The sequence below is a fragment of the Yoonia vestfoldensis DSM 16212 genome (genome assembly GCF_000382265.1).
In the GTDB taxonomy this organism is placed as follows: Bacteria; Pseudomonadota; Alphaproteobacteria; order Rhodobacterales; family Rhodobacteraceae; genus Yoonia; species Yoonia vestfoldensis.
In genome coordinates this window covers 24,503-50,959 of record NZ_KB907983.1, presented here as the reverse complement: position 1 = coordinate 50,959, position 26,457 = coordinate 24,503, and the positions used below count along the sequence as shown (strand labels likewise).

General features: G+C 62.1%; 29 protein-coding genes and 1 tRNA gene. 12 read left to right on the top strand and 18 right to left on the bottom strand.

Going from position 1 to position 26,457, the window contains the following annotated elements; genetic code table 11:
• Nucleotides 1-74 precede the first annotated feature (74 nt).
• On the top strand, nucleotides 75-1,088 hold the full coding sequence (locus H147_RS0112255; protein ID WP_019955661.1) for an alkane 1-monooxygenase: 1,014 nt from the start codon (nucleotides 75-77) through the stop codon (nucleotides 1,086-1,088).
• Nucleotides 1,081-1,464, top strand: coding sequence for a hypothetical protein (locus tag H147_RS0112250; protein ID WP_019955660.1), 384 nt, complete (start codon nucleotides 1,081-1,083; stop codon nucleotides 1,462-1,464). Before H147_RS0112255 ends, H147_RS0112250 begins: the two co-directional genes overlap by 8 nt.
• On the opposite strand, the gene xseA is transcribed toward H147_RS0112250, so the two are convergent.
• Complete coding sequence (xseA, locus tag H147_RS0112245) at nucleotides 1,453-2,940, bottom strand: exodeoxyribonuclease VII large subunit (RefSeq protein WP_019955659.1); 1,488 nt, start codon at nucleotides 2,938-2,940, stop codon at nucleotides 1,453-1,455. The two genes, H147_RS0112250 and xseA, sit on opposite strands and share 12 nt — an antisense overlap.
• A 126-nt stretch (nucleotides 2,941-3,066) precedes the next feature.
• On the opposite strand from xseA, the gene purD reads away from it, so the two are divergent.
• Nucleotides 3,067-4,329 (top strand): phosphoribosylamine--glycine ligase, encoded by a 1,263-nt coding sequence (gene purD / locus H147_RS0112240; RefSeq protein WP_019955658.1) that lies wholly within the window; start codon nucleotides 3,067-3,069, stop codon nucleotides 4,327-4,329.
• Between the two features lie 204 nt (nucleotides 4,330-4,533).
• Here the strand turns inward: purD and H147_RS0112235 are convergent, their stop codons facing one another.
• Nucleotides 4,534-4,911, bottom strand: a complete 378-nt coding sequence (locus H147_RS0112235) for a VOC family protein (protein WP_019955657.1) — start codon at nucleotides 4,909-4,911, stop codon at nucleotides 4,534-4,536.
• 39 nt (nucleotides 4,912-4,950) lie between these two features.
• On the opposite strand from H147_RS0112235, the gene H147_RS0112230 reads away from it, so the two are divergent.
• A complete protein-coding gene (locus H147_RS0112230) occupies nucleotides 4,951-5,493 on the top strand; it encodes a winged helix-turn-helix transcriptional regulator (RefSeq protein ID WP_019955656.1) in 543 nt (180 codons plus the stop codon).
• A gap of 244 nt (nucleotides 5,494-5,737) precedes the next feature.
• Here the strand turns inward: H147_RS0112230 and H147_RS0112225 are convergent, their stop codons facing one another.
• The 5 genes from H147_RS0112225 to H147_RS0112200 form a co-directional block, all read right to left on the bottom strand.
• On the bottom strand, nucleotides 5,738-6,244 hold the full coding sequence (locus H147_RS0112225) for a CarD family transcriptional regulator (protein WP_019955655.1): 507 nt from the start codon (nucleotides 6,242-6,244) through the stop codon (nucleotides 5,738-5,740).
• A 192-nt stretch (nucleotides 6,245-6,436) separates the two neighbouring features.
• Entirely contained in the window at nucleotides 6,437-6,772 is a 336-nt protein-coding gene (gene fdxA / locus H147_RS0112215) for a ferredoxin FdxA (protein ID WP_019955653.1), read from the bottom strand.
• A 47-nt stretch (nucleotides 6,773-6,819) separates the two neighbouring features.
• Complete coding sequence (locus H147_RS0112210; protein ID WP_019955652.1) at nucleotides 6,820-7,209, bottom strand: Hsp15 family ribosome-associated heat shock protein; 390 nt, start codon at nucleotides 7,207-7,209, stop codon at nucleotides 6,820-6,822.
• Nucleotides 7,206-9,968, bottom strand: a complete 2,763-nt coding sequence (locus H147_RS0112205) for a helicase-related protein (protein ID WP_019955651.1) — start codon at nucleotides 9,966-9,968, stop codon at nucleotides 7,206-7,208. The genes H147_RS0112210 and H147_RS0112205 overlap by 4 nt, the downstream gene beginning before the upstream one ends.
• Before the next feature lie 25 nt (nucleotides 9,969-9,993).
• Nucleotides 9,994-10,554 (bottom strand): tetratricopeptide repeat protein, encoded by a 561-nt coding sequence (locus tag H147_RS0112200; protein ID WP_019955650.1) that lies wholly within the window; start codon nucleotides 10,552-10,554, stop codon nucleotides 9,994-9,996.
• Nucleotides 10,555-10,628: 74 nt separating this feature from the next.
• Here H147_RS0112200 and H147_RS0112195 point away from each other — a divergent pair, with 74 nt between their 5' ends.
• From H147_RS0112195 to H147_RS0112175, 5 genes are all read left to right on the top strand, one after another.
• Complete coding sequence (locus H147_RS0112195; protein WP_019955649.1) at nucleotides 10,629-10,919, top strand: SCP2 sterol-binding domain-containing protein; 291 nt, start codon at nucleotides 10,629-10,631, stop codon at nucleotides 10,917-10,919.
• Complete coding sequence (locus H147_RS0112190) at nucleotides 10,919-11,857, top strand: alpha/beta hydrolase (protein ID WP_019955648.1); 939 nt, start codon at nucleotides 10,919-10,921, stop codon at nucleotides 11,855-11,857. Before H147_RS0112195 ends, H147_RS0112190 begins: the two co-directional genes overlap by 1 nt.
• A 114-nt stretch (nucleotides 11,858-11,971) precedes the next feature.
• Nucleotides 11,972-12,982: a ligase-associated DNA damage response exonuclease gene (locus tag H147_RS0112185; protein WP_019955647.1), complete on the top strand. Its 1,011-nt coding sequence runs from the start codon at nucleotides 11,972-11,974 to the stop codon at nucleotides 12,980-12,982.
• Nucleotides 12,979-14,568: an ATP-dependent DNA ligase gene (locus H147_RS0112180; protein ID WP_019955646.1), complete on the top strand. Its 1,590-nt coding sequence runs from the start codon at nucleotides 12,979-12,981 to the stop codon at nucleotides 14,566-14,568. The genes H147_RS0112185 and H147_RS0112180 overlap by 4 nt, the downstream gene beginning before the upstream one ends.
• 63 nt (nucleotides 14,569-14,631) lie before the next feature.
• Nucleotides 14,632-16,437, top strand: coding sequence for a M3 family oligoendopeptidase (locus tag H147_RS0112175; protein WP_026352467.1), 1,806 nt, complete (start codon nucleotides 14,632-14,634; stop codon nucleotides 16,435-16,437).
• Between the two features lie 58 nt (nucleotides 16,438-16,495).
• Here H147_RS0112175 and H147_RS0112170 read toward each other — a convergent pair whose 3' ends face one another.
• From H147_RS0112170 to H147_RS0112155, 4 genes are all read right to left on the bottom strand, one after another.
• Entirely contained in the window at nucleotides 16,496-17,470 is a 975-nt protein-coding gene (locus H147_RS0112170) for a Gfo/Idh/MocA family protein (protein ID WP_019955644.1), read from the bottom strand.
• A gap of 132 nt (nucleotides 17,471-17,602) precedes the next feature.
• Nucleotides 17,603-18,499: an RNA polymerase sigma factor RpoH gene (gene rpoH, locus H147_RS0112165; protein WP_019955643.1), complete on the bottom strand. Its 897-nt coding sequence runs from the start codon at nucleotides 18,497-18,499 to the stop codon at nucleotides 17,603-17,605.
• 161 nt (nucleotides 18,500-18,660) lie between these two features.
• Complete coding sequence (locus tag H147_RS0112160; RefSeq protein ID WP_019955642.1) at nucleotides 18,661-19,710, bottom strand: RluA family pseudouridine synthase; 1,050 nt, start codon at nucleotides 19,708-19,710, stop codon at nucleotides 18,661-18,663.
• Between the two features lie 19 nt (nucleotides 19,711-19,729).
• Nucleotides 19,730-19,806 (bottom strand) — tRNA-His (locus H147_RS0112155).
• Nucleotides 19,807-19,930: 124 nt separating this feature from the next.
• On the opposite strand from H147_RS0112155, the gene H147_RS0112150 reads away from it, so the two are divergent.
• Nucleotides 19,931-20,122: a DUF6324 family protein gene (locus tag H147_RS0112150; RefSeq protein ID WP_019955641.1), complete on the top strand. Its 192-nt coding sequence runs from the start codon at nucleotides 19,931-19,933 to the stop codon at nucleotides 20,120-20,122.
• On the opposite strand, the gene H147_RS0112145 is transcribed toward H147_RS0112150, so the two are convergent.
• A complete protein-coding gene (locus tag H147_RS0112145) occupies nucleotides 20,109-20,567 on the bottom strand; it encodes an MmcB family DNA repair protein (protein WP_019955640.1) in 459 nt (152 codons plus the stop codon). The two genes, H147_RS0112150 and H147_RS0112145, sit on opposite strands and share 14 nt — an antisense overlap.
• A 315-nt stretch (nucleotides 20,568-20,882) precedes the next feature.
• On the opposite strand from H147_RS0112145, the gene H147_RS21185 reads away from it, so the two are divergent.
• Nucleotides 20,883-21,029, top strand: coding sequence for a hypothetical protein (locus tag H147_RS21185; RefSeq protein WP_169379863.1), 147 nt, complete (start codon nucleotides 20,883-20,885; stop codon nucleotides 21,027-21,029).
• A 212-nt stretch (nucleotides 21,030-21,241) separates the two neighbouring features.
• Here H147_RS21185 and H147_RS0112135 read toward each other — a convergent pair whose 3' ends face one another.
• From H147_RS0112135 to H147_RS0112110, 6 genes are all read right to left on the bottom strand, one after another.
• Nucleotides 21,242-21,550 (bottom strand): hypothetical protein, encoded by a 309-nt coding sequence (locus H147_RS0112135; protein WP_019955638.1) that lies wholly within the window; start codon nucleotides 21,548-21,550, stop codon nucleotides 21,242-21,244.
• Between the two features lie 122 nt (nucleotides 21,551-21,672).
• On the bottom strand, nucleotides 21,673-22,140 hold the full coding sequence (nusB, locus tag H147_RS0112130; RefSeq protein WP_019955637.1) for a transcription antitermination factor NusB: 468 nt from the start codon (nucleotides 22,138-22,140) through the stop codon (nucleotides 21,673-21,675).
• On the bottom strand, nucleotides 22,137-22,664 hold the full coding sequence (locus tag H147_RS0112125; protein ID WP_019955636.1) for a 6,7-dimethyl-8-ribityllumazine synthase: 528 nt from the start codon (nucleotides 22,662-22,664) through the stop codon (nucleotides 22,137-22,139). The genes nusB and H147_RS0112125 overlap by 4 nt, the downstream gene beginning before the upstream one ends.
• A complete protein-coding gene (gene ribB, locus H147_RS0112120; RefSeq protein ID WP_026352465.1) occupies nucleotides 22,664-23,794 on the bottom strand; it encodes a 3,4-dihydroxy-2-butanone-4-phosphate synthase in 1,131 nt (376 codons plus the stop codon). Before ribB ends, H147_RS0112125 begins: the two co-directional genes overlap by 1 nt.
• A gap of 78 nt (nucleotides 23,795-23,872) precedes the next feature.
• The gene (locus tag H147_RS0112115) at nucleotides 23,873-24,427 is read right to left on the bottom strand and encodes a hypothetical protein (RefSeq protein WP_019955634.1); all 555 of its coding nucleotides are present in this window, start codon (nucleotides 24,425-24,427) and stop codon (nucleotides 23,873-23,875) included.
• Entirely contained in the window at nucleotides 24,427-25,023 is a 597-nt protein-coding gene (locus H147_RS0112110) for a riboflavin synthase (protein ID WP_026352464.1), read from the bottom strand. Before H147_RS0112110 ends, H147_RS0112115 begins: the two co-directional genes overlap by 1 nt.
• Before the next feature lie 136 nt (nucleotides 25,024-25,159).
• Between H147_RS0112110 and H147_RS0112105 the strand changes: the two genes are divergently transcribed.
• A complete protein-coding gene (locus tag H147_RS0112105) occupies nucleotides 25,160-26,434 on the top strand; it encodes a capsule polysaccharide biogenesis protein (RefSeq protein WP_019955632.1) in 1,275 nt (424 codons plus the stop codon).
• The last annotated feature ends 23 nt before the right edge of the window (nucleotides 26,435-26,457 follow it).

Genomic DNA, 26,457 nt, shown 5'->3' with positions numbered 1-26,457 from the left:
ACACCTGCGGGGCCAAAGCGCGCAGCGGTGCGGTTTCGCTTAATCGCACGCGCCAGCCGTGCTACAGCGCGGTTATGACCCGCCAGACCGCCCTTTTCGCCTTTGCCAGCCTGCTGCCTGCGGGGGGGATCGCGTTTGCAGCCCTCAACGGCGGGGTCTGGCCGCTGATGGCGCTTGTGGTATTGACGGGTGTGACCGCGCTGGCCGACAGGCTCTTGCCCGAGGACAGGAGCAGCGCCGATGCAACGGGCACAGCGCTGTCGGTCTTGCTCGCACTGGTGCATCTGGCCTTGCTGCCGCTGGTCGTTGTGGCCCTCGCTGGCGATCTGCTGGACCGCGGCGAAAAGATCGCCCTGTTCTTTGCCGTGGGCCTTTATCTCGGACAGGTCAGCAATGCCAACGCGCATGAACTGATCCACCGCCCCCAACGCGCGCTGCACCGGCTGGGGATGTGGGTCTATATCTCGCTGCTGTTCGGCCATCACACATCGGCGCATTTGCTGGTGCATCATCGCCATGTTGCCACCCGCCGCGACCCCAATACATCGCGCAGGGGCGAAGGGTTCTACCGCTACATGATCCGCGCGTGGGTCGGGTCGTTCAAAGGCGGCTATGCGGCCGAGAAAGCACGGCTGGCGCGCATCGGGCGACCCGCGTGGCGCAATCCTTACTGGGTTTATCTGGGCGGCGGCGCGGTTTTCATCGCTGTTACCTATCTGTTGGGTGGCACCAAGGGCCTGCTGCTTTACGTGGCACTTGCGGGCCATGCGCAGACGCAACTGCTGTTGTCGGATTACGTCCAGCACTATGGCCTGCTGCGCAAGACCAGCCCTGCGGGCAAACCCGAGCCTGTCGCCGCACACCATAGCTGGAACAGCCCGCATCAATATTCCTCCGCGATGCTGTTGAACGCGACGCGCCATTCGGACCATCACGCGCACCCTGCCCGCGCCTATCCCGCCCTTGACCTGCCTGCCGATGCGCCGATACTGCCGCGACCTTTGCCGCTGATGGCCAGCATCGCTTTGGTGCCGCCTTTGTGGCGGCGGATCATGGACCCTTTGGCCGACAGGTGGCGCGATGCGTAGTTTTCTTTTGCTTTTGCTGCTGGCGACACCCGCCGCCGCACAGGACAAGATGTCGGCCGAGGAATTCGACGCCCATGTCACTGGCCGCACAATCACATTCCACACCGACATCAACCCGCTTTACGGGATCGAAGCCTATCTGCAAGGCCGCCGCGTGATGTGGTCGGCCTTCGACGGCACCTGCAAATACGGCGTCTGGTACGAAAGCAAGGGCGATATCTGCTTTCGCTACGAGGACAATCCCGAACCCCAGTGCTGGGCGACCTATCTGGAAAACGGCAGGATCAGGGCAGAATTTACCAATGTGCCCTTCGGCACCATCATCTTTGAAACCGATGCGGATGAACCCTTGATCTGCAACGATCTATCGTCCTGAACGCACGTCGATCCGGCCATCCGCGAACTGGATTTCCAGATTGCCGGCCTTGGCCGCACCGACCGTATCCGTGACCAGCGCCCCGTCCCCGCGCACCACGGCATAGCCGCGCTTGAGCGTTTCCATATAGCCCAGCGTTTCGCGCAGCCGGTCCAGCGCGGCAAGCCGTGCCGACCGTTCCGCCTGTTGGCGCGTCGCCCGGTCCGACAGCCGTTGCAGAGCAATACCCAGCCGGTCGGCCTGCCGGTCCAGACGCGATCGCAGCAGATCAGACCGCAAACCGCGCCCCGCCCGTTCCAGCGTTGTCGCCGCATCACGGGTCCGGCGTTGCAAGGCGGGGGCGAGGCGGTCGGACAAGGTGGCCAGCCGCCTGCGATCCTCGGCCAGTCGGCGGTGCAGGATCGCGGGGCGCAGGGCGGCATCGCTCAGTTGCAGCCGTTTTTTCGCTGCCGCCTGCCGCAAGGCCGCAGGCAGCCGGTCGGACAGGTAATCAAGCCGCTGGCGTGGGCCATCGACCAGCGTGTCCACCTGCGGCAAGGCACGCGCCAGATCACGCAGGCGCTGGCGGCGGGTCTGCACGCCATTGGACAAGGCCCGCACCAGCCGCGCGCCTTGCTGGTCGACAAAGGCGAGGAGTTCGATCCGCACTGGCACCGCCAGTTCCGCCGCCGCCGTCGGCGTGGGCGCGCGCATGTCGGCGGCAAAGTCGATCAGCGTGGTGTCGGTTTCATGCCCCACGGCGGAAATCAGCGGAATGTCCGATGCCGCCGCCGCACGCACCACGATTTCTTCGTTGAAGCCCCAGAGATCCTCCAACGACCCGCCGCCGCGCGCCACGATGATCAGATCGGGCCGTGGCAACGCACCGCCCGGTGTCAGGCGGTTGAACCCGTCGATGGCGGCGGCGACTTCGGCGGCGCATTTCTGCCCCTGCACGGCGACCGGCCAGACCAGCACCTTGCGCGGGAAACGGTCGCGCAGGCGGTGCAGGATGTCGCGGATCACGGCCCCCGATGGCGATGTGACGACGCCGATGATCTCGGGCAGATAGGGCAGCGGTTTCTTGCGGGCCGTATCGAACAACCCTTCACCCGCCAGCATCGCGCGCCGCTTTTCCAGCATCGCCATCAAGGCACCGGCTCCCGCAGGCGCGATATCCTCGATGATCATCTGGTATTTCGACTGGCCCGGAAAGGTCGTCAGCTTGCCGGTGGCGATGACCTCCATCCCTTCCTCGGGGCGGTGCGTCAGGGCGCTGGCCCGGCCTTTCCAGATGACGGCGGACAGCACGGACCTGTCGTCCTTGAGGTCCAGATAGATATGACCCGACGACGGCCGCGAAATCCGGCCCAACTCGCCGCGCACGCGGATATGGGCAAAGCCTCCTTCGATGGTCTTTTTGACAGCCCCCGAAATCTCGGACACGGAATATTCGGGCGTGTTGTCGGCGGGGCCGTCTTCGAACAAATCCATCATCGGAGTGATCCTTGGGCAGTTTGGGCCGAACCCTAAGGTGCCGCCGCCCAAAGGCCAAGCCCGGCCTTGTGATCTGCGCCGTCCGTGACTAAGACCGCCCCAAGTTTTCAACGGCGGAGAGACCCCATGAACATCCTCATTCTGGGCAGCGGCGGGCGCGAGCATAGCCTCGCATGGGCGATCAAGCAGAACCCCAAATGCGACCGGCTGATCGTGGCACCGGGCAATGCGGGCATCGCGCAGATTGCGGATTGCGCCGATCTGAATATCCTCGATGGCGATGCTGTCGCCAATTTCGTCGAAGAAAACACTGTCGATTTCGTCATCATCGGCCCCGAAGGCCCGCTGGCCGCCGGTGTCGCGGACCGCTTGCGCCGCACAGGCACGCTTGTGTTCGGCCCGTCGCAGGCGGCAGCGCAGCTGGAGGCGTCGAAATCATTCACCAAAGCAATCTGCGATGCGGCAGGTGCGCCCACCGCCGCCTATGCGCGGTTCACCGAAGCAGACCCTGCCCGCGCCTACGTGCAGGCGCAAGGCGCGCCCATCGTCATCAAGGCCGACGGTCTGGCCGCAGGCAAAGGCGTCGTCGTCGCCATGACGCTGGACGAGGCGCTGGCCGCCCTTGACCATATGTTCGACGGCAGTTTCGGCCCCGCTGGCACCGCTGTCGTGATCGAGGAATTCATGGAGGGCGAAGAAGCGTCGTTCTTCGTGCTCTGCGACGGCACGACGATCCTGCCGGTGGGCACAGCGCAGGACCACAAACGCGCCTTCGACGGCGATCAGGGGCCGAATACGGGCGGCATGGGCGCCTATTCGCCCGCCCCCGCGATGACGGACGCCGTCACGCAAAAGGCACTGAAGGAAATCATCCAGCCCACGATGGATGAAATGGCCCGGCGCGGCACCCCGTTTCAGGGCGTGCTGTTCTGCGGCCTTATGATTCAGAACGGCCAGCCACGGCTGGTGGAATACAATGTGCGTTTCGGCGATCCCGAATGTCAGGTGCTGATGATGCGTCTGGGGGGCCAGATCCTTGATTTGCTGCAAGCCTGCGCCGAAGAACGCCTGCACGAGGTCAGCGTGAACTGGGCCGATGACCACGCGCTGACCATCGTGATGGCGGCCAACGGCTATCCGGGCGATTACGCCAAAGGCAGCGTGATCGGCGGGCTGGACCTGCTGCCCGAGGACAGTTTCCACATGGTGTTCCATGCAGGCACCAAGCGCGCGGAGGGCCAATATGAGGCGCATGGCGGGCGCGTGCTGAACGTCACCGCGCGCGGTGCGTCCCTCGCCGAGGCACATGAAAAGGCCTATGCAATGGCGCAAGGCATCGACTGGCCGGGCGGGTTTTACCGGTCGGATATCGGCTGGCGGGCATTGTGAATGGGGACGGGGTTGGCGTTTGACTTGGTTTCAGAACCGACCCCGCCGCGTGACGGCTAGACAGTTGTTTTAACTATCGCGTCAAGAAATCACCTGATTTGAATGGAGGGTCCTTGGCGCTGATTGCAGCGAAGGGCAGGAATGAGGCCATAGTGTCGGATACTGTAGATTGTCTGAAGGGCTGCTATTGGGCCAGAAATCTGATCATGACCCTCCCGTCAAATCTTCAGCGAGCATCATTGCGTTGCCATCTGGATCATAGAAAGTTGCTGTCTTGACCATGCCTTCAACGATATCTGTTTCGCCATCAAATCTCACTTTGGCCTGTTCCAGCTTTTGCCGCGCCGTATCCAGATCAGCGACACCGAAAACGGGAACGCAGTTGCCGGGGGCAGGCTTGGTATGCTCGCCCAGTCCAAGCGTCACCCCTTTTGTATTGGTCTGAAGCTCTGACCACCCCGCCTCATCTGAATGGTAGATCGTGTCAAACCCGAGCATGCTTTTATACCAATCAGCACTTGAATGGCGGTCTTTGACAGAAATCGAAATCGTGATGGTTTCATTCAACGAAATGAGTGACATTGTCTTTCCTTTTGACTGAAAATGTATTAACTATACTTTATGGACATAGAGACGTTTGTCAACACTACATCAAGAGCTTGGGCCATTCCTATTTTGGCGAACCTGCATGCAGGCACTGCCGGGCGTCAGGCGCCGCTGTTGGCCGCAACGGGCGCGAGCAGGACGGCTTTCGCGCAAAGCATGGAGCACTTGATCTCAATCGGACTGTTGGAACGAAACCCCGGATACGGCCACCCGCTGCGGCCGGAGTTTAGATTGACAAAGCTTGGCATTTCCGCCGCTGCCATCGCCCATAGAATTCAGAGTATTACTGCTGACGAAGATCAGGATTTGCTGCGCCGCTCATGGACGTTGCCTGTGCTCACAACGATCCATAGGCCAAGTCACTTCAATGATATCAAACGAAACCTGCCAACAATCACGGATCGCGCCCTGTCGCAGTCGTTGAAGACGTTGGAAGTCAGAAACTGGGTGCAGCGCAACGTTGACAAGGCTGCCCGCCCGCCAAGATCGATCTATAGTGCTGTGAACACTGGCGGATTGATAAGCAGTGTCGCGGCGACTGAAATAAGCTTTGTCTAGCAGAACCAGCCGTTCATCGAGAAAAAGCGAACGGCAGCAATGCCCCGCACACCTGACCTTCATCCACATTGTGCCGATGGTCCGCTTTGGGCCAGAACTGCTTGGGTGTCAGACTGAATTTACAGAACGACCGGCAACGTCAAAATCCGCGTCCATCCTAGTGCGTCATCGCGACGCCACGCGCGAAAACGCCATAAAAAAAGCCGCGCTCTCTCGCGCGGCTTTTTCTTCATCTCACAGACGCTTAAGCCGCACGCCCCACCAGCACAGACCCGATCTGCGCGGCTGCCGCATTCCCGTCATCGCCAGCCACAGCGGCGAATTCGCGGGTCAGGCGTTCCAAGGCCGCTTCGTACAGCTGCCGCTCGGAATAGCTTTGCTCGCGCTGGTCGTCCTGACGGTGCAGGTCGCGCACGACTTCGGCGATGGCGATCAGGTCGCCGGAATTGATCTTTTGCTCGTATTCCTGCGCACGGCGCGACCACATGGCTTTTTTGACCTTGGCCTTGCCCTTGAGCGTTTTGAGCGCGTGGTTCACCACATCGGGCGTCGCCAGTGCGCGCATGCCCACATCGGATGCCTTGTGCGTCGGCACGCGCAGGGTCATCTTGTCCTTCTCGAAGGCGATCACGAACATCTCAAGCTCGAAGCCCGCGACTTCCTGCGTTTCGACAGAGACGATCTTGCCCACGCCATGCGCCGGATAGACGACAAACTGGTCGGGGCTGAATTCGCTTTTCTTCTTGGTCATGATTGTCCTTTCATGGCAATCCGGCACATCAGGCGACAAAAAACCGTCGGTAACAAAGGGTCACCAACGGGTTTGGTACGTTTGGCAGGATCAAATCGTTCGCGTCATTGACAGAATCATACCACAAAAACGCGTCCTTCGAAAGCGTCCCTTCGTAGCGCACAGCAATCCTTTGGGATCAGAGAGTTAGCGTCAGCCGCCTTCGCCGGGGGCTTCGGAAAACAGCCGCATCTTGTCGGGCTGGCCATCCATCTCGGCGGCACCGGGCAGCGGGTCTTTCTTGGTGATGATGACCGGCCACATTTCCGAATACTTGCGGTTGAACTCGACCCATTTTTCCATGTCGGGTTCGGTATCGGGGCGGATCGCGTCGGCAGGGCATTCGGGTTCGCATACGCCGCAATCGATACATTCGTCGGGGTGGATGACCAGCATGTTCTCGCCCTCGTAGAAACAATCCACCGGGCACACCTCGACGCAGTCGGTGTATTTGCAGGCGATACAACTGTCGTTGACGATATAGGTCATGGGGTCATCCGTAATTCTTCGCAGGCTTGCTAAAACGGATCGCGCGGTCATTCAAGCGTGAAAGGGTCATCCATCCCGCGCTGCGTCATCATATCCCTGCGGTCCTTCTTGGTGGGGCGCCCCTTGCGGTCGCTGCCTGGGGTCTGGGGTGCCGCCACCGTGACGGGCGTCAAATCCTCGTAAAGCGCCTGCGCCTCGGGCGCCGGACCACGGCGCGTGCCGCAGTCAAGGATGCGGATCACCCGCGTGACATCGGCCTGCACGAAGGTCAGCACATCGCCCGCCCCGACGGCGCGGGCGGGTTTGCTGACAGGCGTGCCACCGACGCGCACCTTGCCCGCGGTCACGATCCCGGCGGCGATGCTGCGCGATTTGAAGAACCGCGCATGCCACAGCCATTTATCCAGCCGGATCGTGACCCGCGCCGCATCGGTCAATCTTTCTTGAACCCGGCCAGAGCGGCGGCAAAGGGGTTGTCGGGATCGATCGGCTTTTCATATTTGGGCTTCGCCTGAAACCGCTCAGGTTTATGCGCAGATGCCTGCGGCTTGCCTTTGGGTTTGCCTTTCGGCTTGCCATTGCTGCGCGGGCGGTCGTTGGCGCGCGCGTTCTCGGGCCGCGCCGCACGGGCGGGGCGACCGCCCCAGGTGAAGGTATAAAACACCTCCATCTCGGGGGCGTCGGGCGTTTCGACAGGTGCGTCGGCAGGCATTTCCTGCGGCGTATCGTCAGGCAGCTCTGCGGGCGCATCGGCGGGCTGATCAGGGGTTTCGACGGGAACTTCGGTCGGCGGATCACCCGCCACATCAGCGCGCGTGGCCTTGACCTTAACGCGTTCCGCTTTTTCCGCCTTGTAGCCCAGACCGGCCATCAAATCGGCAAACTGGTCCAGCGTCATGCCAGTGATCGACAGCATGTCGGGGTTCGCCTCGAAACCGCCACGGCTGTCCTTGTCGCGCAGCATATCAGCCAGACGTTCCAGCATGTCGATGCGGATCGCCCGTTCGCCCGCGGCACGGTAGCCTGCCATCGCGTAATAGCCGGGCACGGCATCCTTGGCGGCCGGCACCGTCACCAGACCGGGCGGCGGGCTTTGCGGGAATTCCGACAGGTCACGGGCCAGCGACCATAGCACAAGGCGCAGGCGGGTGGGTGCCGGTTTCAGCAGCAAAGGCTGGAAAATCGTGAACTGGCCGAACCGCACGCCATGCTTGCGCAAGGCAGACCGCGCGTCCTGTTCCAGCGCCTTGACCTCGTCGGCGATATCGCCGCGCGGGATGATGCCGAAATGTTCGGCCATCCGGTAGGCAAAGCCTTTGGCCGCCCCTGTCAGCGTGTCGTCATTTTTCAGCGCGAGCAAAGGCTCGAATCCTGTCGCGATCTTGCGGTCGATAAAATGCTGCAAACGGCGCTGCACCTTGGCTGCGACATCGGGGCCTGCCTCGTCATCGACGAAAACCGCGACACCGGGTTTCAGCGGGTCCGACCCCGACACCAGCTTGCCCACGGCCTGATCGCCCCACATGAGGCCGCCCTGTTCGGTGAAATCGATCTCTGTATCGGGCGCGTTATAGAAACGGTCCGCGCGCAGATGCAGATGCGGCGCAATCGCCTGCTGCGACGCCTGCCGCAGGGTTTTCGCCTCGTCGGGGCTGCCCGCCTTGTCCATGCGGAAACGGAACCCTTCCAGACGACCGACGAATTCGCCTTCGACGGTCACCTCACCTTTTTCATTCACCTCGGCCAACAGGCTCTCCTTTTGTTTGAGCCGGCGAAGCAGGATGCTGGTCCGCCGGTCCACAAATCTTTGCGTCAATGCGCCATGCAGCGCATCTGATAAACGGTCTTCTACAGCGCGGGTTTCATCGCGCCAATGGGAATCGTCAAGCAGCCAGCCGTTGCGTTGGGCCACATAGGTCCACGTGCGGATATAGGCCAGCCGCTTGGACAGAGTATCAATGTCCCCGTCGGTGCGGTCAATCCGGCGCACCTGCAAGGCGAACCAATTGGCCGAGACATGCCCAAGCTGATGCAGATCGTTGTAGATCTGCGTCAGCAATCCCGCATGTTCGCCCGCCGAAATGCCCCGAAAATCGGGGATGCGGCAGACATCCCACAGCAGTTTCACCGAAGGCCCGTCCGTGGCGCGCGCCGCGACCTCTGCATCAAGCGCCAGCGCCTTCAGCGCGGCCAGATCGTCGCTTTCGCGCACCCGCGTCAGCCACGGGTTATCGGTCCGGTCTTCCAATGATCCGATCAGCCGCTTGACCGATCCGAACTGCAACCGGCTGTTGCGCCATTGCAATTTGGCGACCGGCCGGAACTGGTGGTTGCAGATCGCCTCGGCCACGGCAGCGTCCAAGGGCGGTGCCTCGCCTGTCACGCCAAACGTGCCATTCTCGATATGCCGCCCCGCACGGCCCGCGATCTGCGCGAGTTCCTGCGGTTCGAGATGCCGCATCCGGCGGCCGTCATATTTGGTCAGCGACGAAAACGCGACATGGCTGATATCAAGGTTCAGCCCCATCCCGATGGCATCGGTCGCGACAAGATAATCGACATCGCCGTTCTGGTACATTTCCACCTGCGCATTGCGGGTGCGGGGGCTCAGCGCGCCCATGACGACGGCGGCACCCCCCTTGGTGCGGCGCAAAAGTTCGGCAATGGCATAGACGTTGTCGACCGAAAACCCGACGATGGCGGACCGTGCGGGCATCCGGCTGATCTTTTTCGATCCGGTATAGGTCAGCTCGGACATCCGGTCGCGGACCATGAATTGCACGCCGGGCACAAGGGCGGCAATTGCGCCGCGCATGGTCTCGGCCCCCAGAAACAGGGTTTCATGTAAGCCCCGCGCATGCAGCAGCCGGTCGGTGAACACATGCCCGCGTTCGGGATCGGCGCAGAGCTGGATTTCATCGACAGCCAGAAAATCGCATCCCATGCCGTCGGGCATCGCCTCGACCGTACAAACCCAATAGGCGGCACGCGGTGGAACGATCCGTTCCTCGCCGGTGACAAGGGCCACAACCCCCGGCCCCTTGATCGCGACGATGCGGTCATAAACCTCGCGCGCGAGCAGGCGCAGCGGCAGACCGATCACGCCGGTCCGGTACGACAGCATCCGCTGGATCGCGTAATGCGTCTTGCCTGTATTGGTCGGCCCGAGAACGGCCGTGATCCGGGAACCTTGCATTTTCGTCCCCGTCAGGGCCGGGCGGTCAGATCGCCTGGCCCTCTAACTGTTGTTGCAGGCGCGCGCGTTCGTCGCGGGCCTGCGCGGAATGTGGCACGATATCAAGGATCATGTCGTAAAGTTCAAGCGCACCTTCGGGTCTGCCAGTTTCTTCCATCATGACCGCCAGCCCGCGCATCGCCTCGAAATGGCGCGGATTGCGGGTCAGGACCTCTTCAAGGTCGGCCATGGCGGGACCGATTTCATCGAGCAGATAAAAAGACGTGGCGCGCAGGTAATAGCCTTCGGCAAACTCAGGCGCATGATCGACCAGCGCCGAGAAATGATCGAGGGCTGCATCAGGCGCGCCATCATCCAGCGCATCCTGCCCACGCCGCAACAGCAGGTCGATCGACGCCGACCCGCTCTTGCTCCATTCGGAGATGATCTGCTGTTCGATCCGCAACGATCCTTCTTCATCGGTCTGCGACAATTCCGCGAAAAGCTGGTCGAGCCGGTCGGTTTGTGCCACCACAGGCAGCGAAAGACCCAAGCCCAGCACAAGTGCCGCAACGATACATTTGAAGCGAAAGAGATGAACCATCATAGCATGAGTGTAGCGCATCATGCGGCGGACGCCAGAGCCTGCCTGCCGCAAATCATCACGAGAGGATCAAAATCATGAGCGATGTAGTGAACGAAGCCGTCACCCAGTTGAACGCCAAGATGGACGGCAACGGTTTTGACGGCAGCGCCAAATTCGTCATTGAAAACGAAGGCACGATCATCATCGACCAAAGCGGTGCACGCGCCGCCGATGATGACGCCGACGTCACGCTGACCGCCACCGCGGATGTGTTCAAGGCGATCCTTGACGACGAATTGAACCCGACAACCGCCTTCATGACAGGCAAGCTGAGCGTTGACGGCGACATGGGCATGGCGATGAAACTGACGAGCGTTTTGTCCTGATGTCACCTGCGGCCCCGTTTTTCGATGATATCGCGAACGGCCCCGCGCACGGGGCCGCGCATTGGCTGACCACTGGCGACAACAGGCGCATCCGCGCAGGTCACTGGCCGGTGGACAACGCACGGGGCACCGTGCTGATCTTTCCGGGCCGCACCGAATACATCGAAAAATATGGAATCACCGCGCAGGCGCTGACTTCAGCAGGATATGCCACGCTCGCGGTGGACTGGCGCGGGCAGGGACTGGCCGATAGGCTGATCGCTGACACCGATCTGGGCCATATCGGCGATTTTGCGGATTATCAGCAGGATGTGCAGGCCTTGCTTGCCCATGCCGCCGACCTTGGCCTGCCGCGTCCGTGGTTCATGATCGCGCATTCGATGGGTGGCTGCATCGGGCTGCGGTCACTGACCAATGGCCTCGACGTCGCGGCAGTGATGTTTTCCGCCCCGATGTGGGGCATCCAGATGCCGCGCGCGACGCGCAGCTTTGCATGGGGCCTCTCGACACTCAGCCTGACGTTGAAATTCGACGAAAAGGTCGTCCCCGGCCAATCCGCCACCAGCTATCCGCTGCAACAGCCCTTTGCCGGCAACATGCTGACCAACGACCCCGAAATCTATGCCGCGTTGGGCGGCCAGATCAAAGCCCATCCGGAGCTCGGCCTCGGCGGGCCCACCCTGCGCTGGCTGAACAAATCATTGCAAGAGATGCGCGCTCTGGCCCGCCTGCCTTCGCCCGCCACGCCATGCATCACCTTTCTGGGCAGCAAGGAATCCATCGTCGACCCCGCCGCCATCCGCACCCGCATGGCCCGCTGGCCGGGCGGTGTGCTGCACGAGATCAAGGGCGGCCAACACGAAATGCTGATGGACACGCCCGAGATGCGCGACAGCGTCACCACGAAAATCATCGCCCATTTCGACGCGCATCACTAGCCACACCGTCCACATCTTCTTTTTTCCAGAAATACTCCCGCCGGAGGCTCAGGTCTCGCCGCCGCCACGTAAGCATGCCATTGGCAGGGCGGCCACAAACCCTATCTGTCACTCATGACGGATGTGCTCACCTTCACCGACCGCGGCATCTACTGCCCTGCGGGGGATTTCTACATCGACCCCTGGCGCCCCGTGCCACGGGCGCTCATCACCCATGCGCACAGCGATCACGCCCGCTGGGGGATGGACAGCTATCTGGCCACGCCCCGGACCGCCGCCGTCATGCGGCATCGCTTGGGCGATATCGCGGTGCAGACGATTGCCTATGACACCGCACAGCAAATCGGGGATGCCACAGTGTCGTTCCACCCCGCAGGCCATGTGCCGGGATCGGCGCAGATCCGCATCGCGGTCAAAGGGCAGGTCTGGGTCGTCTCGGGCGATTACAAGACGGTGGATGACGGGTTGTCGGAACCTTTCGTCCCCGTCCCCTGCCACGCCTTCATCACCGAATGCACCTTCGGGCTGCCCATTTTCAACTGGACGCCGCAGGATATCTTGCAGGGCCAGATCAACCGCTGGTGGGCCGAGTGTGCGGCCGCAGGCAAGACCGCGATCCTGGGGGCCTATGCCTTGGGCAAGGCGCAAAGGCTCTTGCGCCTGCTTGACCCTGCCATCGGCCCGATTCTGACGCATGGCGCGGTGGAAAACACGAACGAGGTCCTGCGCGCGCAGGGTATCCCCCTGCCCGCCACGACCCGCGTCGATGCGAATGTCACCGCCAAAACCCACCCCGGCGCTTTGGTGCTGGCCATGCCTTCCGCGCTTGGCACGCCCTGGGCACGGCGGTTCGGGCCTGCCTCGACCGCCTTTGCCAGCGGCTGGATGGCCCTGCGCGGTGTGCGGCGCAGACGCGCGGCGGACCGGGGGTTCATCGTGTCCGACCATGCCGATTGGGCAGGCCTGAACGCGGCGATCACCGCAACGGGGGCAGAGAAAATCTTTGTCACCCATGGCTATACCACTGCCTTTCAGCAATGGCTGCGCGATCAGGGCCATGACGCGCATGTCGTCAGCACGGATTATCAAGGCGAAGGGTTTGATGCCGCCGAGGATGCGGCATGAAAGCCTTTGCCGCCCTTTTCGCCCAGCTTGATGAAAGCACCAAGACCAGCGTCAAGGTCGCCGCACTGGCCGATTATTTCCGCACAGCACCCGACAGCGACAAGCTCTGGACCACCGCCCTGTTCACCGGACGCAGGCCGAAGCGGGTGATCACCGCCTCCAAATTGCGGCTCTGGGCGGCAGAGGTGGCAGGCCTCCCCGACTGGCTGTTCGAGGAAAGCTACAGCATCGTGGGCGATCTGGCCGAAACCATCGCGCTGGTGCTGCCGCCGCCGCGCGCCACCAGCGACGAAAGCCTAACCTACTGGATCATGCATCTGCGCGCCTTGGGCACGCAGGACGAAGACGCGCGCAAGGCCGGCATCATCGCCGCATGGGACCGGCTGCCGCCTGCGGAACGGTTCTTGTTCACCAAGCTCTTGACCGGCGGTTTCCGCATCGGCGTCAGCGCGAAACTGATGACCCGCGCGCTGGCACAGGCGACAGGCCAGCCCGAACCGGAGCTGACTCATAAACTGATGGGCAACTGGACGCCCGACAGCGTCACCTGGACCAGCCTGATCGAGGCGGATGATCCCGGCACCGACGCGTCGCGCCCCTATCCGTTCTATCTGGCCTACGGGTTGGAGGATCTGGAGGCCCTCGGCCCGCCTGCCGATTGGTCGGCGGAACGCAAATGGGACGGGATCAGGGGGCAGTTCATCCTGCGCGGCGGCACGCATTATCTGTGGTCACGCGGCGAAGACCTGATGACCGACCGCTTTCCCGAGCTCGCCCAGCTCTGCGATGCTCTGCCAGACGGCACCGTGATTGACGGCGAGGTGCTGGCCTTTGCGGACGGCGCCCCCCTGCCCTTTGCCGCCTTGCAAAAACGCATCGGGCGCAAGACCGTGCCGCGCAAATTGCTGGCCGAGGCGCCCGTGATCCTGATGGCCTATGATCTGCTGGAACAGGACGGCCGCGATATCCGGCACCTGCCTTTTGCCGACCGCCGCGCGGCGTTGGCGGGGCTTGTTGCGCAGGTTTCAACCCACACCCCCCTGCGCTTGTCGCCGCAGGTGCCGTTCGGCACGTGGGACGATCTGGCCGCCGCACGCAGCCAGTCGCGGGACGTGGGGGCCGAAGGGCTGATGCTCAAACGCCACGACAGCCCTTATCTTTCAGGCCGCAAGAAAGGCGATTGGTGGAAATGGAAGGTCGATCCGCTGACCATCGATGCCGTGATGATCTATGCGCAAGCGGGCAGCGGACGACGGGCGAATCTTTTCACCGATTACACATTCGCCGTGCGCGACGGCGATGCGCTGGTGCCCTTCACAAAAGCCTATTCCGGCCTGACCGATGCCGAATTCCGCCAGATCACGGCTTGGGTGCGCAAGAACACGCTGCAAAAATTCGGCCCCGTCCGGCAGGTGCCGCCCGTGCATGTGTTCGAAATCGCCTTTGAAGGCATCAATCAAAGCCCGCGGCACAAATCGGGCGTCGCGCTCCGGTTTCCGCGGATGCTGCGCTGGCGGCAGGACAAACCCGTGGCCGAGGCCAATACGCTCGATGATCTGCGCGAAATGCTGCGGCTTTACGGCTGACAGGGTTCCATGCCGCCGCGCGACACCCTAAGTATGCCATCAAACAGCAACGAAAGCCGCGCCATGCAAAACCCCGTCTATGATGCCAATGTCACCGGAAAGAAGGCCTTTGGCGATTTGCCCGAATGGGACCTGACCGATCTTTATCCCGGCCCGGACAGCCCCGAGATCACGCGCGACTTGGCGTGGCTGGAAACAGAATGCGCGGCCTTTGCCGCCGATTACGAAGGCAAGCTTGCGACGCTGAATGCGGCTGGGCTGCTACAGGCAGTGCGGCGCTATGAACAGATCGACGTGATCGCGGGGCGGATCATGTCGTTTGCGGGTCTGCGCTACTACCAGATCACGACCGACAGCGACCGCGCCAAATTCATGGCCGATTGTCAGGACAAGATCACCCGCTTTACCACGCCTCTGGTGTTCTACGGGCTGGAGTTCAACCGCCTGGAAGACGCGCATCTTGCAGGCCTTCTGGCCGACAACGACGATCTGGCGCGCTATAAGCCCGTGTTCGACCGGATGCGCGCGATGAAGCCGCATCAATTGTCGGACGAACTGGAAAAGTTTCTGCACGACCAATCGACCGTGGGTGCCGCCGCATGGAACCGTCTTTTCGACGAAACGATGGCGGGGCTGGAATTCGTCGTGGATGGCGAGGTGCTGAACCTCGAGAGCACGCTGAACCTGCTGACCGAACAGGACCGCACGAAACGCGAGGCGGCGACCCATGCCTTGACCGCCGTTTTCCGCGAGAACATCAAGATTTTCTCGCGCGTGCACAACACGCTGGCCAAGGAAAAGGAAATCAGCGACCGCTGGCGCAAGATGCCCAGTCCGCAGGCCGCGCGCCATCTTGCCAACCATGTCGAACCCGAGGTGGTCGAGGCATTGCGCGACGCCGTCGTCAAAGCCTATCCGCGCCTGTCGCATCGCTATTATGCGCTGAAGGCAAAATGGATGGGGCTGGACCGGATGCAAGTCTGGGACCGCAACGCACCTTTGCCGATGGAGCAGACCCGCGTGATCGGCTGGGACGAGGCGCGCGACACGGTGATGACCGCCTACGCTGGCTTTGATCCGCGCATGGCCGACATCGCGGGCCGGTTTTTCGACAAGGGCTGGATCGATGCCGCCACCAAACCCGGTAAGGCACCGGGCGCTTTCGCGCATCCGACGGTGACGCCGGTGCATCCCTATGTGATGCTGAACTACCTCGGCAAACCGCGCGATGTGATGACGCTGGCGCATGAGCTGGGGCACGGCGTGCATCAGGTGCTGGCCGCCGAACAGGGCGAGCTTTTGTCCTCCACCCCGCTGACGCTGGCCGAAACGGCGTCGGTGTTTGGCGAGATGCTGACCTTCCGGCAATTGCTCGACAATGCCAAGACGCCGCAGGACCGCAAGGTGCTGCTGGCGGGCAAGGTCGAGGATATGATCAACACCGTGGTGCGCCAGATCGCGTTCTATGATTTCGAATGCAAGCTGCATGCTGCACGGGCAGAAGGCGAATTGACGCCCGATGATATCAACGCGCTCTGGATGTCGGTGCAGGCCGAAAGCCTTGGCCCCGTGTTCGATTTTGCCGAAGGCTACGAAACGTTCTGGGCCTATATCCCTCATTTTGTGCATTCGCCGTTTTACGTCTATGCCTATGCTTTTGGCGACGGTCTGGTGAACGCGCTTTATGCCGTGTTCGAAGAAGGCGACGCCGATTTCCGCGACAAGTATTTCGCCATGCTGCGCGCGGGCGGATCCAAGCACCACAAGGAATTGCTGGCGCCGTTCGGGCTCGATGCTTCCGACCCCGCCTTCTGGGACAAAGGGCTGGCGCTGATCGAAAGCATGATCGACGAGCTAGAGGTGCTGTAACGCCAGCGCCTCCGGCGGGGGAGTATTTTTGGAAAAAAGAAGTCGGAAGGGCGCGCGATCAGCGCGGCGCGCCCGCCGCAAAGACCATGTCCATCATGGCTTGCGTGCCACGTGAGAATTCCAGCGGGCACGGGTAATCCGCCTCGCCGCGCAGCGCATTTCCGAAGTTTTCGACTTGCAGGATGTAATGGTTCACCCCCGGCCAGCGTTCGGTGATGATGCTGCTGCCATCAGTTTCCAGCGTCAGTTGTGCGATATCGAAGACATTGGCGTTGAACGGACAGGTCAGGCGCATGACGCCCTTGTCGCCGTGAAAGGTGACCTGCTGACGCGGGTGCATCCGCATCGAGACGAGCGCGGAATAGGCGAAGTCGGGGAATGTCACGGCGACTTGGGCGAAGACGTCGACGTCGTTTTCCAGCCGTAGCTCGGCGTGGGTGATGGCATCGGGTTCCTGCCCGCTGACGAACCGCGCCGCCCCGAAGGTATAGACGCCGATATCGCGCAGCGCGCCACCGCCGGTTTCGGGGCGGTTGCGGATATTGGTCATATCACCCGCGTTGTTATAGGTAAAGGTCGCGTCGACATGCATCAGCTTGCCGATCGCCCCCTGGGCGTAAAGGTCGCGCGCGCGGATGAATTGGGGATGATGCACGATCATGAAAGCCTCGGCCGCCAGCAGCCCGGCCGCATCGCGCGCGGCGATCAGCCGGTCATAATCAGCCGCCGCCAGCCCCATGGGTTTTTCGCACAAGACGTGTTTGCCCGCCGCCAGCGCCTTGAGCGACCAGTCCACATGCAGGTGGTTGGGCAGCGGGATATAGACCGCATCCACCGCCGGATCGGCCAAGAGCGCGTCATAGCTGTCATGCACCGTGATGCCGGGGGCGAAGGCGGCGAAACCCGCCGCCTTGTCGGGGCTGGATGTGGCCAGCGCGGACAGCTCGGCCCCTTTGGCGGCATGGATGGCGGGGCCCATGAAACGGCGGGCGAAATCGGCGGCACCCAGGATGCCCCAGCGGATTGGTGTCATATCAGTCTCCCTTTTGGGAATGGTAGCGCTATCATCCGGCTGGTGCCACGCCCCTTTCCCATCTTCCGAGCAAAAAATATCCCCGCCGGAGGCTCCGACGGGGATCATACGGACGACAGGTCGCGGGAAAGCTCAGGCGCTTTCCAGCATGCCTTTTTCGCGCGCAAGCTGCGTCATGCGCGACTGCAGCTTTTCAAACGCCCGCACTTCGATCTGGCGGATCCGTTCGCGGCTGACGTCATAGCGCGCGCTGAGATCTTCGAGCGTGACAGTTTCGTCGGCAAGGCGGCGCTGCACCAGAATGTCCTTTTCGCGGTCATTCAGCACGGTCATTGCTTCGGCCAGCAAGGCGCGACGCGCGTCAAGTTCGTCATGTTCCTCGTAATCGGCGGCGGTATTGGCGCTGTCGTCTTCGAGCCAGTCCTGCCATTGCATCGACCCTTCACCATCCGACCCGATCTGCGCGTTGAGCGAGGCGTCGCCCCCCGACAGGCGCCGGTTCATCGAGATCACCTCATCCTCGGTCACGCCCAGATCGTTCGCGATCTGTTTGACGTTCTCTGGGCGCAAATCGCCTTCTTCCAGCGCACCGATGCGGTTTTTCGCCTTGCGCAGGTTGAAGAACAGCTTTTTCTGGGCCGATGTTGTACCCATCTTCACCAGCGACCAGGACCGCAGGATATATTCCTGGATCGAGGCGCGAATCCACCACATCGCATAGGTCGCAAGGCGAAACCCTTTTTCGGGGTCAAACCGTTTGACCGCCTGCATCAGGCCCACGTTCGCCTCGGAAATCACCTCGGCCTGCGGCAGGCCATAGCCGCGATAGCCCATGGCGATCTTTGCAGCCAGACGCAGGTGCGATGTGACCATCTTATGCGCGGCTTCTGTGTCTTCGTGGTCCACCCAGCGTTTGGCCAGCATGTATTCTTCTTCGGGTTCCAGCATCGGGAACTTGCGGATTTCCTGCATATAGCGGTTCAGGCCGCCTTCCGGGGTTGGTGCGGGAAGATTTTTATAGTCGCTCACTGTCGTGCCCTCCGTTATGTATAAAGGCTTAACATGGATGTGGTCGCGCTGCGGCCAATTTTCAAGTGTCGGTCTTTACTTGTGGTCAACTCAATATGAACCAATCAGTTCACTTTTGCGAGCCATCTTTCGGTGCGCTCACGCACATGCGATCCGGTATTTCAGACCGCAGCACTCATCGCGGTCAGCAGAGCCTGCATATCGGCGGGCAAAGGGGCCTCGAATTCAAGGAATTCCTCGGTCACCGGATGCACGAAACCCAAGGTCGCCGCATGCAGCGCCTGACGCGGAAAAGCGGCAACGGCATCCACCCCTGCCTCGCCCAGTGCTTTGGGCGACATCTTGCGCCGGCTGCCGTAGGTCGGATCGCCGATCAGCGCATGGCCGCAATGGGCCAGATGCACGCGGATCTGGTGGGTGCGGCCTGTCTCGAGCCAGCATTCGATCAGGGCCGCAACCGGCGGCGTGCCCAAAGGGGCGAGGATTCGCGTGCGCGTCACGGCATGGCGTCCGGCGGTAAAGGACACCGCCTGCCGCTGGCGGTCCGTGCGGTGCCGCCCCAGCCGGGTCTGGATTTTCAGGATATTGCCGGGCTCGAAACTGGTGCCCTTGATCCCGCGCAGGCGCGGATCGTTCGCTTCGGGGACGCCATAGCAGACCGCGATATAGCGGCGTTCGACCGTATGGTCGGCGAATTGGTCGGCCAGATGATGATGCGCGCGGTCGGATTTCGCGACGACCAGCAGGCCGGATGTGTCCTTGTCGATCCGGTGCACGATGCCGGGGCGTTTGAGGCCGCCCACACCCGACAGGCTGTCACCGCAATGGTGGATCAGCGCATTGACCAGCGTGCCTTCGGGTGTGCCGGGGGCGGGATGCACGACCATACCGGCGGGTTTGTTGATGACGATCAGGTCCTCGTCCTCGAACACCACCTCGAGCGTGATATCCTCCGCCCCGATATGGCTTTCAACCGCTTGCTCGATGGTGACGGCGACCTGCGCGCCTTCGCTGATGCGGAAACGCGGGTCGGTCACGACCACACCATCCACCGCCACAGCGCCATCCGCGATCAGCCGCGCCAGACGCGACCGGCTGAGGGCGGCATCATCCGGTACATCCCGGCCAAGCGCCTTGTCCAGCCGCGGCGGCGGGTTGGCAGCGATGGTAAAGGTGATCAGGGTCGGCCCCATCTGGTTCTCCGTCGACATCTGCGGCCTGAAAAGGGGGTGGTACCACCTGCTGGTCTCGAACCAGCGACCTCTTGATCCACAATCAAGCGCTCTAACCAACTGAGCTAAGGCGGCACTGGCGCCGGATTTAGCGGCATGACCGTGTGATTGCAAGGGCTAGTCGCGGCTTTTCGCGCGCGGCCCTTGCCAAGCGATTACGCGGCGCTGTAGGCAGGCGAAAGTCATCAAGGAACAGATCATGGGTATCAACAACGAACGCGATATCGAGGCCAACATGCAGATCGGCCCAACCGAACTGGGCATGGTGCGCATCTTCGTCGAGGCGGGCGACATAGAGATTCCGATGGATTTCGAACCCGAGGAAGCCGAAGAAATCGCCGACGAGATCCGCGCCGCAGCCCAGGCCGCGCGCGCCGTCAAAAAGCGCTGACAAACCCCGGATCACGCGCCATCTGCGCACGGATTGCGGCATGGCGCGCGAATTTCCGCGTCACCATCTTGCGCCGCGCGGGGGGCAAAGGCCGGTCCGGCCCGATCCGCAGGATTTCAGCATCATAGCTGTCGGCCATGATCAGCCCGGTGTCGTCGGGCAGCAGGTCCAACGGAAAATCGCTGCCCACCGCCCAGAAAAAACGGTCGCACCAATCCAGATAGCCCTGCCATTTGCGGTCGGTCTGGAAATCGGCGCGACTTGATTTACACTCGATCACCCAGATTTCGCCTTTCGGCCCCAGCGCCATGACATCGACGCGCAAACCGGGGGCTGGCACCAATTCCTCGACACTGACGAAATTGTGGCCGCGCAGATGGCGGCAGACGCCACGGGCCAGACTTTGACCGGGCTGCAATGCGGGGGATGTCGACACGGATGGCATGGCGACATACTGAACAATAGGTGAACACATTGCAATCCCGGTGAGGTGGCGAGGGGGATGTGATTCTTCCCGCTGTGAAAAAAGCTTTCATCAAATGCGGCGCATTTTGCGTACCAACGCCGCACGCTCTGGAATGGACCACAGTTTTTCTTTTATTTTCAGAAACCTGCCTGTCGAACACCGGTCAGGTGCACAGGGGGATTGTGGCGTGATTGGGTCAGCAAGGCGGTCTTTGTCCGCCGAATACCTTGCCAACGTCACGTTTTGGTCTGGTTTGGTTGCGATACAGATCGCGTTACGGAAGGAATGCAGAAAATGTCGCTGATTGTCGGTATCTCATTTTTCGAAGTCTGCATGGCGCTGCTCACCATCGGACTGGCCGAACGGATCCTGCTGGGCTACGCGCCAGCCACAATGGTCGGTCGCAATGGTTGGCTGATCCGCGGTGAAATCGAAGAATAATTTCGCCCCACTTGTGCAACCGCGCGCCGCGCCCTAACTGTGGGTCAGACGGGTTTCTGCGCTGCATGTATACCATCGGTACAAATCCAGTGGCCTTAAGCAACTCCGAGGGAGCTGGCTCTGTTCTGGCCCTGGTCAGTCTATCTGGCGCCCACCTGTAAAAACAGGTCCTCGGGATTAGCTACCGCTACGGCAGATGTGGTGCCCGTCGCTTAACGCCCGCGCCGCGACTGCGCGGTCACACGGATCGGGATCAGTTGCCCACCGGACTGGTCGTCGTCATCATCCTCGGCATTCAGCATGATTGAAATGGCAAATTGCACGCCGCCAAAGACGGTTCCGTGAAAGAACCACAGCAGGAATACGGCAAGCCAGCCGATATCGGAATTGGCCACCAGACTGCCCAGCCGCGCCACATCGTACCAGAGCAGCATCGCGACAAACCCCGCCGCGATCACAAAGCCCACGGCGCAATGGCGCAGGTAAAGCCGCATCAGGTCCGGTTCGTGATCATGTGTCATGGCAGCGTCTCCCTATGAACAAGAGCTAAGCCATGCATCAGGGAAAACAAGTGCCACCATCTTCCGAGCCCAGTTATCCCCGCCGGAGGCCCCGACCTTTTTAGCGCGACGCTCGCTGCGGATCAGAACGCCTCTGGCTGCGCCTCGCGCGCCATATGGTCCAGCACGGCATTGACGAATTTCGGCTCTTTGCCGTCATGCGAAAACGCCTCGGCCACGGCCACGAATTCGCTGATCACGACCTTGGGCGGCGTGTCCTTGTCCAAAAGTTCGGCCCCAGCGGCGCGGAACAGCGCGCGCCATGTGGGGTCGATCCGCGCGATGGGCCATTTGGCGACCAGCGCACGGTCGGTCATCTGGTCGATGCTGGCCTGCAGATCGACAGCGCGGTCCATCATACGCCGGAAGGTATCGACATCGCCTTCCACCAGTTCGACATCGTCGATGATCTCGCCAAAGCGGTGATCCTCGAATTCGCGCACGATCCCTTCGACGGTCTGTCCGGTGGCTTCCATCTGGAACAGGGCCTGCACGGCATAAAACCGTGCGGCTGATTTCATCTTGCGGCGCTGGTTGTTGGAGATCGTCATGCGGTTGTATTACCTGCCATCAGGATGTCGCGGGTAAAGCCCACGCCTTTTTCAGCGCGGCCCCATTTGCGCGCCAGCGCCACCAGATGCAGCGCCGCCGCCGCCGCCCCGCCGCCTTTGTTCATCTGCGCGGGGTCTGCACGCACCGCCGCCTGCGCGTGGTTTTCCACGGTCAGGATACCGTTGCCGATGCACAGCCCCTGCAACCCCAAAAGTTGCAGCGCGCGGCTACTGTCGTTGCAGACGGTATCGTAATGCGTCGTCTCGCCCCGGATCACGCAGCCAAGGGCGACATAGCCGTCAAAATTGCTCATCCGCGCGGCAATCCCGATGGCGGTGGGGATTTCCAGCGCGCCCGGCACATGCACAATCTCGTGCGTGGCACCGGCCTTTTCGATCTCGGCCACGGCACCGGCGATCTGGTGGTCGCTGATGTCCTTGTAATAGGGCGAGGCGACGATCAGGATTTTCACCGGCTTGTCGAATTCCGGCAGCGGCAGGATATGGTGTGTGGGTCCGGCCATCAGCCAATCTCCGAGATTTTGCGCGTGCCGACGATCTCAAGACCGTAAGCGTCGAGGCCGACGACCTTTGGCTTGGGCGAATTGGTCAGCAGGGTGATTGCATGCAGGCCCAGCGCCGACAGGATCTGCGCGCCCAGCCCGTATTGCCGCAGGGTGTGGGGCGAGGCTTCTTCGCTCGCGTCCAGTTTCATATGCAGGTCACGAAGCAGCACCAGCGCGCCGCGCCCTTCGTCGGCGATCAGTTGCATCGCATCGCCGAATTCGTTGCGCCGCCCCTTGGGACCGACACCGACGACGTCCAGCATCGGGTCCATCGCATGCATCCGCACCAGCACCGGATCCGGCGTGGTGATATCACCCTTGATCAGCGCGATATGTTCGGCCCCTTGGGTTTCATCGACGAAAATCCGCATTTCCCAGTCGCCGCCGAATTCCGACGTGATGGTCTGGCTGTCGCGCAGCACGACCAGATTGTCGTGGCGGCGGCGATAGGCGATCAGGTCGCTGATCGTGCCGATCTTCAGCCCATGCATCTGCGCAAAGGCGATCAGGTCCGGCAAACGCGCCATTTCGCCGTCTTCCTTCATGATCTCGCAGATCACGCCCGACGGGTTCAGCCCCGCCAGCCGCGCGATATCGACCGCAGCCTCGGTATGGCCCGCGCGGACCAGCACGCCACCTTCGCGCGCGCGCAGCGGGAACACATGGCCCGGTGTCGCGATATCGGCAGCACCCTTGGACGCGTCAATCGCCACCGATACGGTGCGCGCGCGGTCGGCGGCGGAAATACCAGTGCTCACGCCTTCGCGCGCCTCGATGCTGACGGTGAACGCGGTTTCGTGGCGCGAGGAATTGTTGGACGCCATCAGCGGCAGGCCCAGCGCGTCGATGCGGCTGCCGGGCAGCGACAGACAGATCAGCCCGCGCCCGTGTTTGGCCATGAAGTTGATCGCGTCGGGGGTCGCCATCTGGGCGGGGATGACCAGATCGCCTTCGTTCTCGCGGTCCTCGTGATCGACAAGGATGAACATCCGCCCGTTGCGGGCATCGTCGATGATGTCCTCGATCTTGCTGATCGCATCGGACCAGTCCAGTTCGACCGGACCCGGCGTTTCGAAAGTGATGGACATAGGCGACCCCGCAGCTTGGTTGCCTGCCAGATAGCCCAGCATCCACCGTTTGAAAAGGGGCGCAGGGCGCAGGGTGGCTTAAGGAAAGAAAGCCTCGGCGCTGACATAGCCTGCCAGACGGGCCGCCGCGACCCATTCCCGCTCGAAATCGGTATCGCCCACCAGCACAAAACGGTCGGCAGGCTGGCGCAGCGTGCCTGTCACCTGATCCAGATCGCGGCGCATGGCAGACGAGCTGTCGGCAAAGCGTGGGGCGGCAAAGGCGCGGTCGATGCCCGCCAGCCCCGCCAGATGCGTGGGTGTGACAGGCCGGTGTGCAAGGCCGTGGCGGGCGGTATTGACCAACGTTTCCAGCCGCGCCGCGCGGTCCCCCGGCATTGCCTGCCCACAGCTAGGCACCCGCAAGGCATTGCTAGAAAACAAAAACCCGATCAGGTCATGGCCGTTGCTGGCGCGGATCCCGGCATAAGTCTTGTATGGCAGGCCCAGTTCGGCGGCGCGTTTGACGCGCAGGCGCACCACCTCGATCGGCAGAACAGGCAGCAAATCCTGCCGTGCCTTGGTCCATGCGAATTTGCGCCAGCTGTGCCCCGGCTCCTGCGAGAGGCCGGAGTTATGCCCGATCCCCGCCATCAGGCGTAGTCCTGCAACCGCGCGACATAGCGGGCCATCGTGTCGATCTCGATATTGATCAGATCACCCACCGCAACCTCGCCCCACGTCGTGGCGGTTTTGGTATGGGGGATGAAATTGATCCCGAAATCGCGGCCCGCGACCTCGTTCACGGTCAACGACGTGCCGTCCAGCGCGACCGACCCCTTGGGCGCGATGAACTTTGCCAGCGGTTCGGGCGCGCGAAACGTCACGCGGGTGCTGTCGCCCTCATCGCGCATGGCCACCACCTCGGCCACGCCATCGACATGGCCCGACACGATATGTCCGCCCAACTCGTCCCCGACCTTCAGCGCGCGTTCAAGGTTCAGCCGTTTGCCGACTGTCCAGCCGCCGACATTCGTGGCCCCCACGGTTTCCGCCGAAATCTGCACGTCGAACCAGTTTTGCGGGTCGCGCCCCAGCGCGATCACCGTCAGGCACACCCCGTTGCAGGCGATTGACGCGCCGATATCGATGCCCGCCACATCATAGCCCGTACCGATCCGCGCGCGCAGATCACCGCGCTGTTCGAGTTCCAGCACGTGGCCGATATCGGTGACAATTCCTGTAAACATGGGCTTTCCTTTCCGCTTGGTCCTGACGTAGCGGCTTGTCGCAGGGCAGGCAAGACAAGCCGCTTGCCGCGATGCCGCATTCCAGTCAGATTGCGGTGTTAACACGTGGTTGTTTTTCGTGTGTCAGTAGGATGGTATGAGTATCCAGCGCCGCTTTCTTTTCCTGCAAGGGCCGCATGGGCCATTCTTTCGCCAGATGGCTGCGGCCTTGCGCAAATCTGGTGCGGAAGTGTGGCGCGTGGGGTTCAATGCTGGCGACGCGGCCTTCTGGTGGGGGGCACCGGGATATCTGCCGTTCCGCGATAGCCTTGCAGCATGGCCCGCAACACTTGCCACGATCCTGCGCGACAAAGGAATCACCGACATCGTGCTTTACGGCGACACCCGCCCCGTCCATGCCGAGGCGGTCCGCCAGGCCCGCGCCGCAGGCCTGCGCATCCATGTCTTCGAGGAAGGCTATCTGCGCCCCTACTGGATCACCTATGAACGCGACGGCAGCAACGGCCATTCCCGCTTGCGCGATCTGACCGTTGCGGACATGCGCGCACATCTGGCCCGGGATGGGCGCGACATGCCGACGCCACCCGCCCATTGGGGCGACATGCGCCAGCATATCTTTTACGGCGCTCTGTATCATTGGTTCGTGATGTTCCGTAACGCGCGCTATCCGCAGTTCCGCCCACACCGCGCCCTGCCCGTGCGGACAGAGGCGCGGCTTTATTCCCGCCGCCTGATGATGATGCCGTTTCACGCGTTGCTGCGGGGTTTGGCCACGCTGCGGATCAAGGTGCGCGGCCGCCCCTATCATCTGGCGCTGCTGCAACTCGAACATGATTCGAGCTTTCAGATGCATTCGCCGTTCCGCGACATGGAGACATTCATCGACGTCGTTGTCGCGGGGTTCGCCAAAGGCGCACCCCGCGCGCATCACCTCGTGCTCAAGGCGCATCCGCTGGAAAACGGGCGCAAACCCCTGCGCCGCCTGATCCGGCAGGCCGCAATCGCCCGCGGTATTGCTGACCGCGTGCATTACGTGCGCGGTGGAAAGCTGGCGCATCTGCTCGATTCCGCGCGTTCGGCGGTCACGATCAATTCGACCGCTGGCCAGCAGGTGCTTTGGCGCGGCATCCCTTTGCGGATTTTCGGGACGGCCGTCTACGACAAGCCGGACTTCGTGTCCGACCAGCCACTCCCTGCGTTTTTCACTGCCGCGCGCAGACCAGACACGCGGGCGTACCGCGATTTCCGGCAGTTTCTGCTTGAAACAAGCCAAGTGCCGGGCGGATTCTATTCCACCAAAGGCCGCCGCAACCTGATCACAAAGCTTGTCCCCCTGATGCTGGCGGAGAGCGATCCATATGCTGGCAAGCAACACGATGACGACGTTCACGACCTGCGCCTCGCCTCCTAGCGCGCTGGTCAAGGGGTCGCCGC

What these genes read in the sequence shown, in the direction of transcription:
- nusB (WP_019955637.1), bottom strand. Translation starts at nt 22,140, where the DNA reads ATGACGATCTCCAACAACCAGCGCCGCAAGATGAAATCAGCCGCACGG.
- ribB (WP_026352465.1), bottom strand. Translation starts at nt 23,794, where the DNA reads ATGTCCATCACTTTCGAAACGCCGGGTCCGGTCGAACTGGACTGGTCC.
- H147_RS0112180 (WP_019955646.1), top strand. Translation starts at nt 12,979, where the DNA reads ATGAAAGCCTTTGCCGCCCTTTTCGCCCAGCTTGATGAAAGCACCAAG.
- xseA (WP_019955659.1), bottom strand. Translation starts at nt 2,940, where the DNA reads ATGATGGATTTGTTCGAAGACGGCCCCGCCGACAACACGCCCGAATAT.
- H147_RS0112115 (WP_019955634.1), bottom strand. Translation starts at nt 24,427, where the DNA reads ATGGCGGGGATCGGGCATAACTCCGGCCTCTCGCAGGAGCCGGGGCAC.
- H147_RS21185 (WP_169379863.1), top strand. Translation starts at nt 20,883, where the DNA reads ATGTCGCTGATTGTCGGTATCTCATTTTTCGAAGTCTGCATGGCGCTG.
- H147_RS0112185 (WP_019955647.1), top strand. Translation starts at nt 11,972, where the DNA reads ATGACGGATGTGCTCACCTTCACCGACCGCGGCATCTACTGCCCTGCG.
- H147_RS0112255 (WP_019955661.1), top strand. Translation starts at nt 75, where the DNA reads ATGACCCGCCAGACCGCCCTTTTCGCCTTTGCCAGCCTGCTGCCTGCG.
- H147_RS0112225 (WP_019955655.1), bottom strand. Translation starts at nt 6,244, where the DNA reads ATGACCAAGAAGAAAAGCGAATTCAGCCCCGACCAGTTTGTCGTCTAT.
- H147_RS0112125 (WP_019955636.1), bottom strand. Translation starts at nt 22,664, where the DNA reads ATGGCCGGACCCACACACCATATCCTGCCGCTGCCGGAATTCGACAAG.
- H147_RS0112205 (WP_019955651.1), bottom strand. Translation starts at nt 9,968, where the DNA reads ATGCAAGGTTCCCGGATCACGGCCGTTCTCGGGCCGACCAATACAGGC.
- H147_RS0112200 (WP_019955650.1), bottom strand. Translation starts at nt 10,554, where the DNA reads ATGATGGTTCATCTCTTTCGCTTCAAATGTATCGTTGCGGCACTTGTG.
- H147_RS0112170 (WP_019955644.1), bottom strand. Translation starts at nt 17,470, where the DNA reads ATGACACCAATCCGCTGGGGCATCCTGGGTGCCGCCGATTTCGCCCGC.
- H147_RS0112160 (WP_019955642.1), bottom strand. Translation starts at nt 19,710, where the DNA reads ATGTCGACGGAGAACCAGATGGGGCCGACCCTGATCACCTTTACCATC.
- H147_RS0112145 (WP_019955640.1), bottom strand. Translation starts at nt 20,567, where the DNA reads ATGCCATCCGTGTCGACATCCCCCGCATTGCAGCCCGGTCAAAGTCTG.
- H147_RS0112175 (WP_026352467.1), top strand. Translation starts at nt 14,632, where the DNA reads ATGCAAAACCCCGTCTATGATGCCAATGTCACCGGAAAGAAGGCCTTT.
- H147_RS0112250 (WP_019955660.1), top strand. Translation starts at nt 1,081, where the DNA reads ATGCGTAGTTTTCTTTTGCTTTTGCTGCTGGCGACACCCGCCGCCGCA.
- H147_RS0112110 (WP_026352464.1), bottom strand. Translation starts at nt 25,023, where the DNA reads ATGTTTACAGGAATTGTCACCGATATCGGCCACGTGCTGGAACTCGAA.
- H147_RS0112150 (WP_019955641.1), top strand. Translation starts at nt 19,931, where the DNA reads ATGGGTATCAACAACGAACGCGATATCGAGGCCAACATGCAGATCGGC.
- fdxA (WP_019955653.1), bottom strand. Translation starts at nt 6,772, where the DNA reads ATGACCTATATCGTCAACGACAGTTGTATCGCCTGCAAATACACCGAC.
- H147_RS0112235 (WP_019955657.1), bottom strand. Translation starts at nt 4,911, where the DNA reads ATGTCACTCATTTCGTTGAATGAAACCATCACGATTTCGATTTCTGTC.
- H147_RS0112190 (WP_019955648.1), top strand. Translation starts at nt 10,919, where the DNA reads ATGTCACCTGCGGCCCCGTTTTTCGATGATATCGCGAACGGCCCCGCG.
- H147_RS0112135 (WP_019955638.1), bottom strand. Translation starts at nt 21,550, where the DNA reads ATGACACATGATCACGAACCGGACCTGATGCGGCTTTACCTGCGCCAT.
- purD (WP_019955658.1), top strand. Translation starts at nt 3,067, where the DNA reads ATGAACATCCTCATTCTGGGCAGCGGCGGGCGCGAGCATAGCCTCGCA.
- H147_RS0112230 (WP_019955656.1), top strand. Translation starts at nt 4,951, where the DNA reads ATGGACATAGAGACGTTTGTCAACACTACATCAAGAGCTTGGGCCATT.
- H147_RS0112195 (WP_019955649.1), top strand. Translation starts at nt 10,629, where the DNA reads ATGAGCGATGTAGTGAACGAAGCCGTCACCCAGTTGAACGCCAAGATG.
- H147_RS0112105 (WP_019955632.1), top strand. Translation starts at nt 25,160, where the DNA reads ATGAGTATCCAGCGCCGCTTTCTTTTCCTGCAAGGGCCGCATGGGCCA.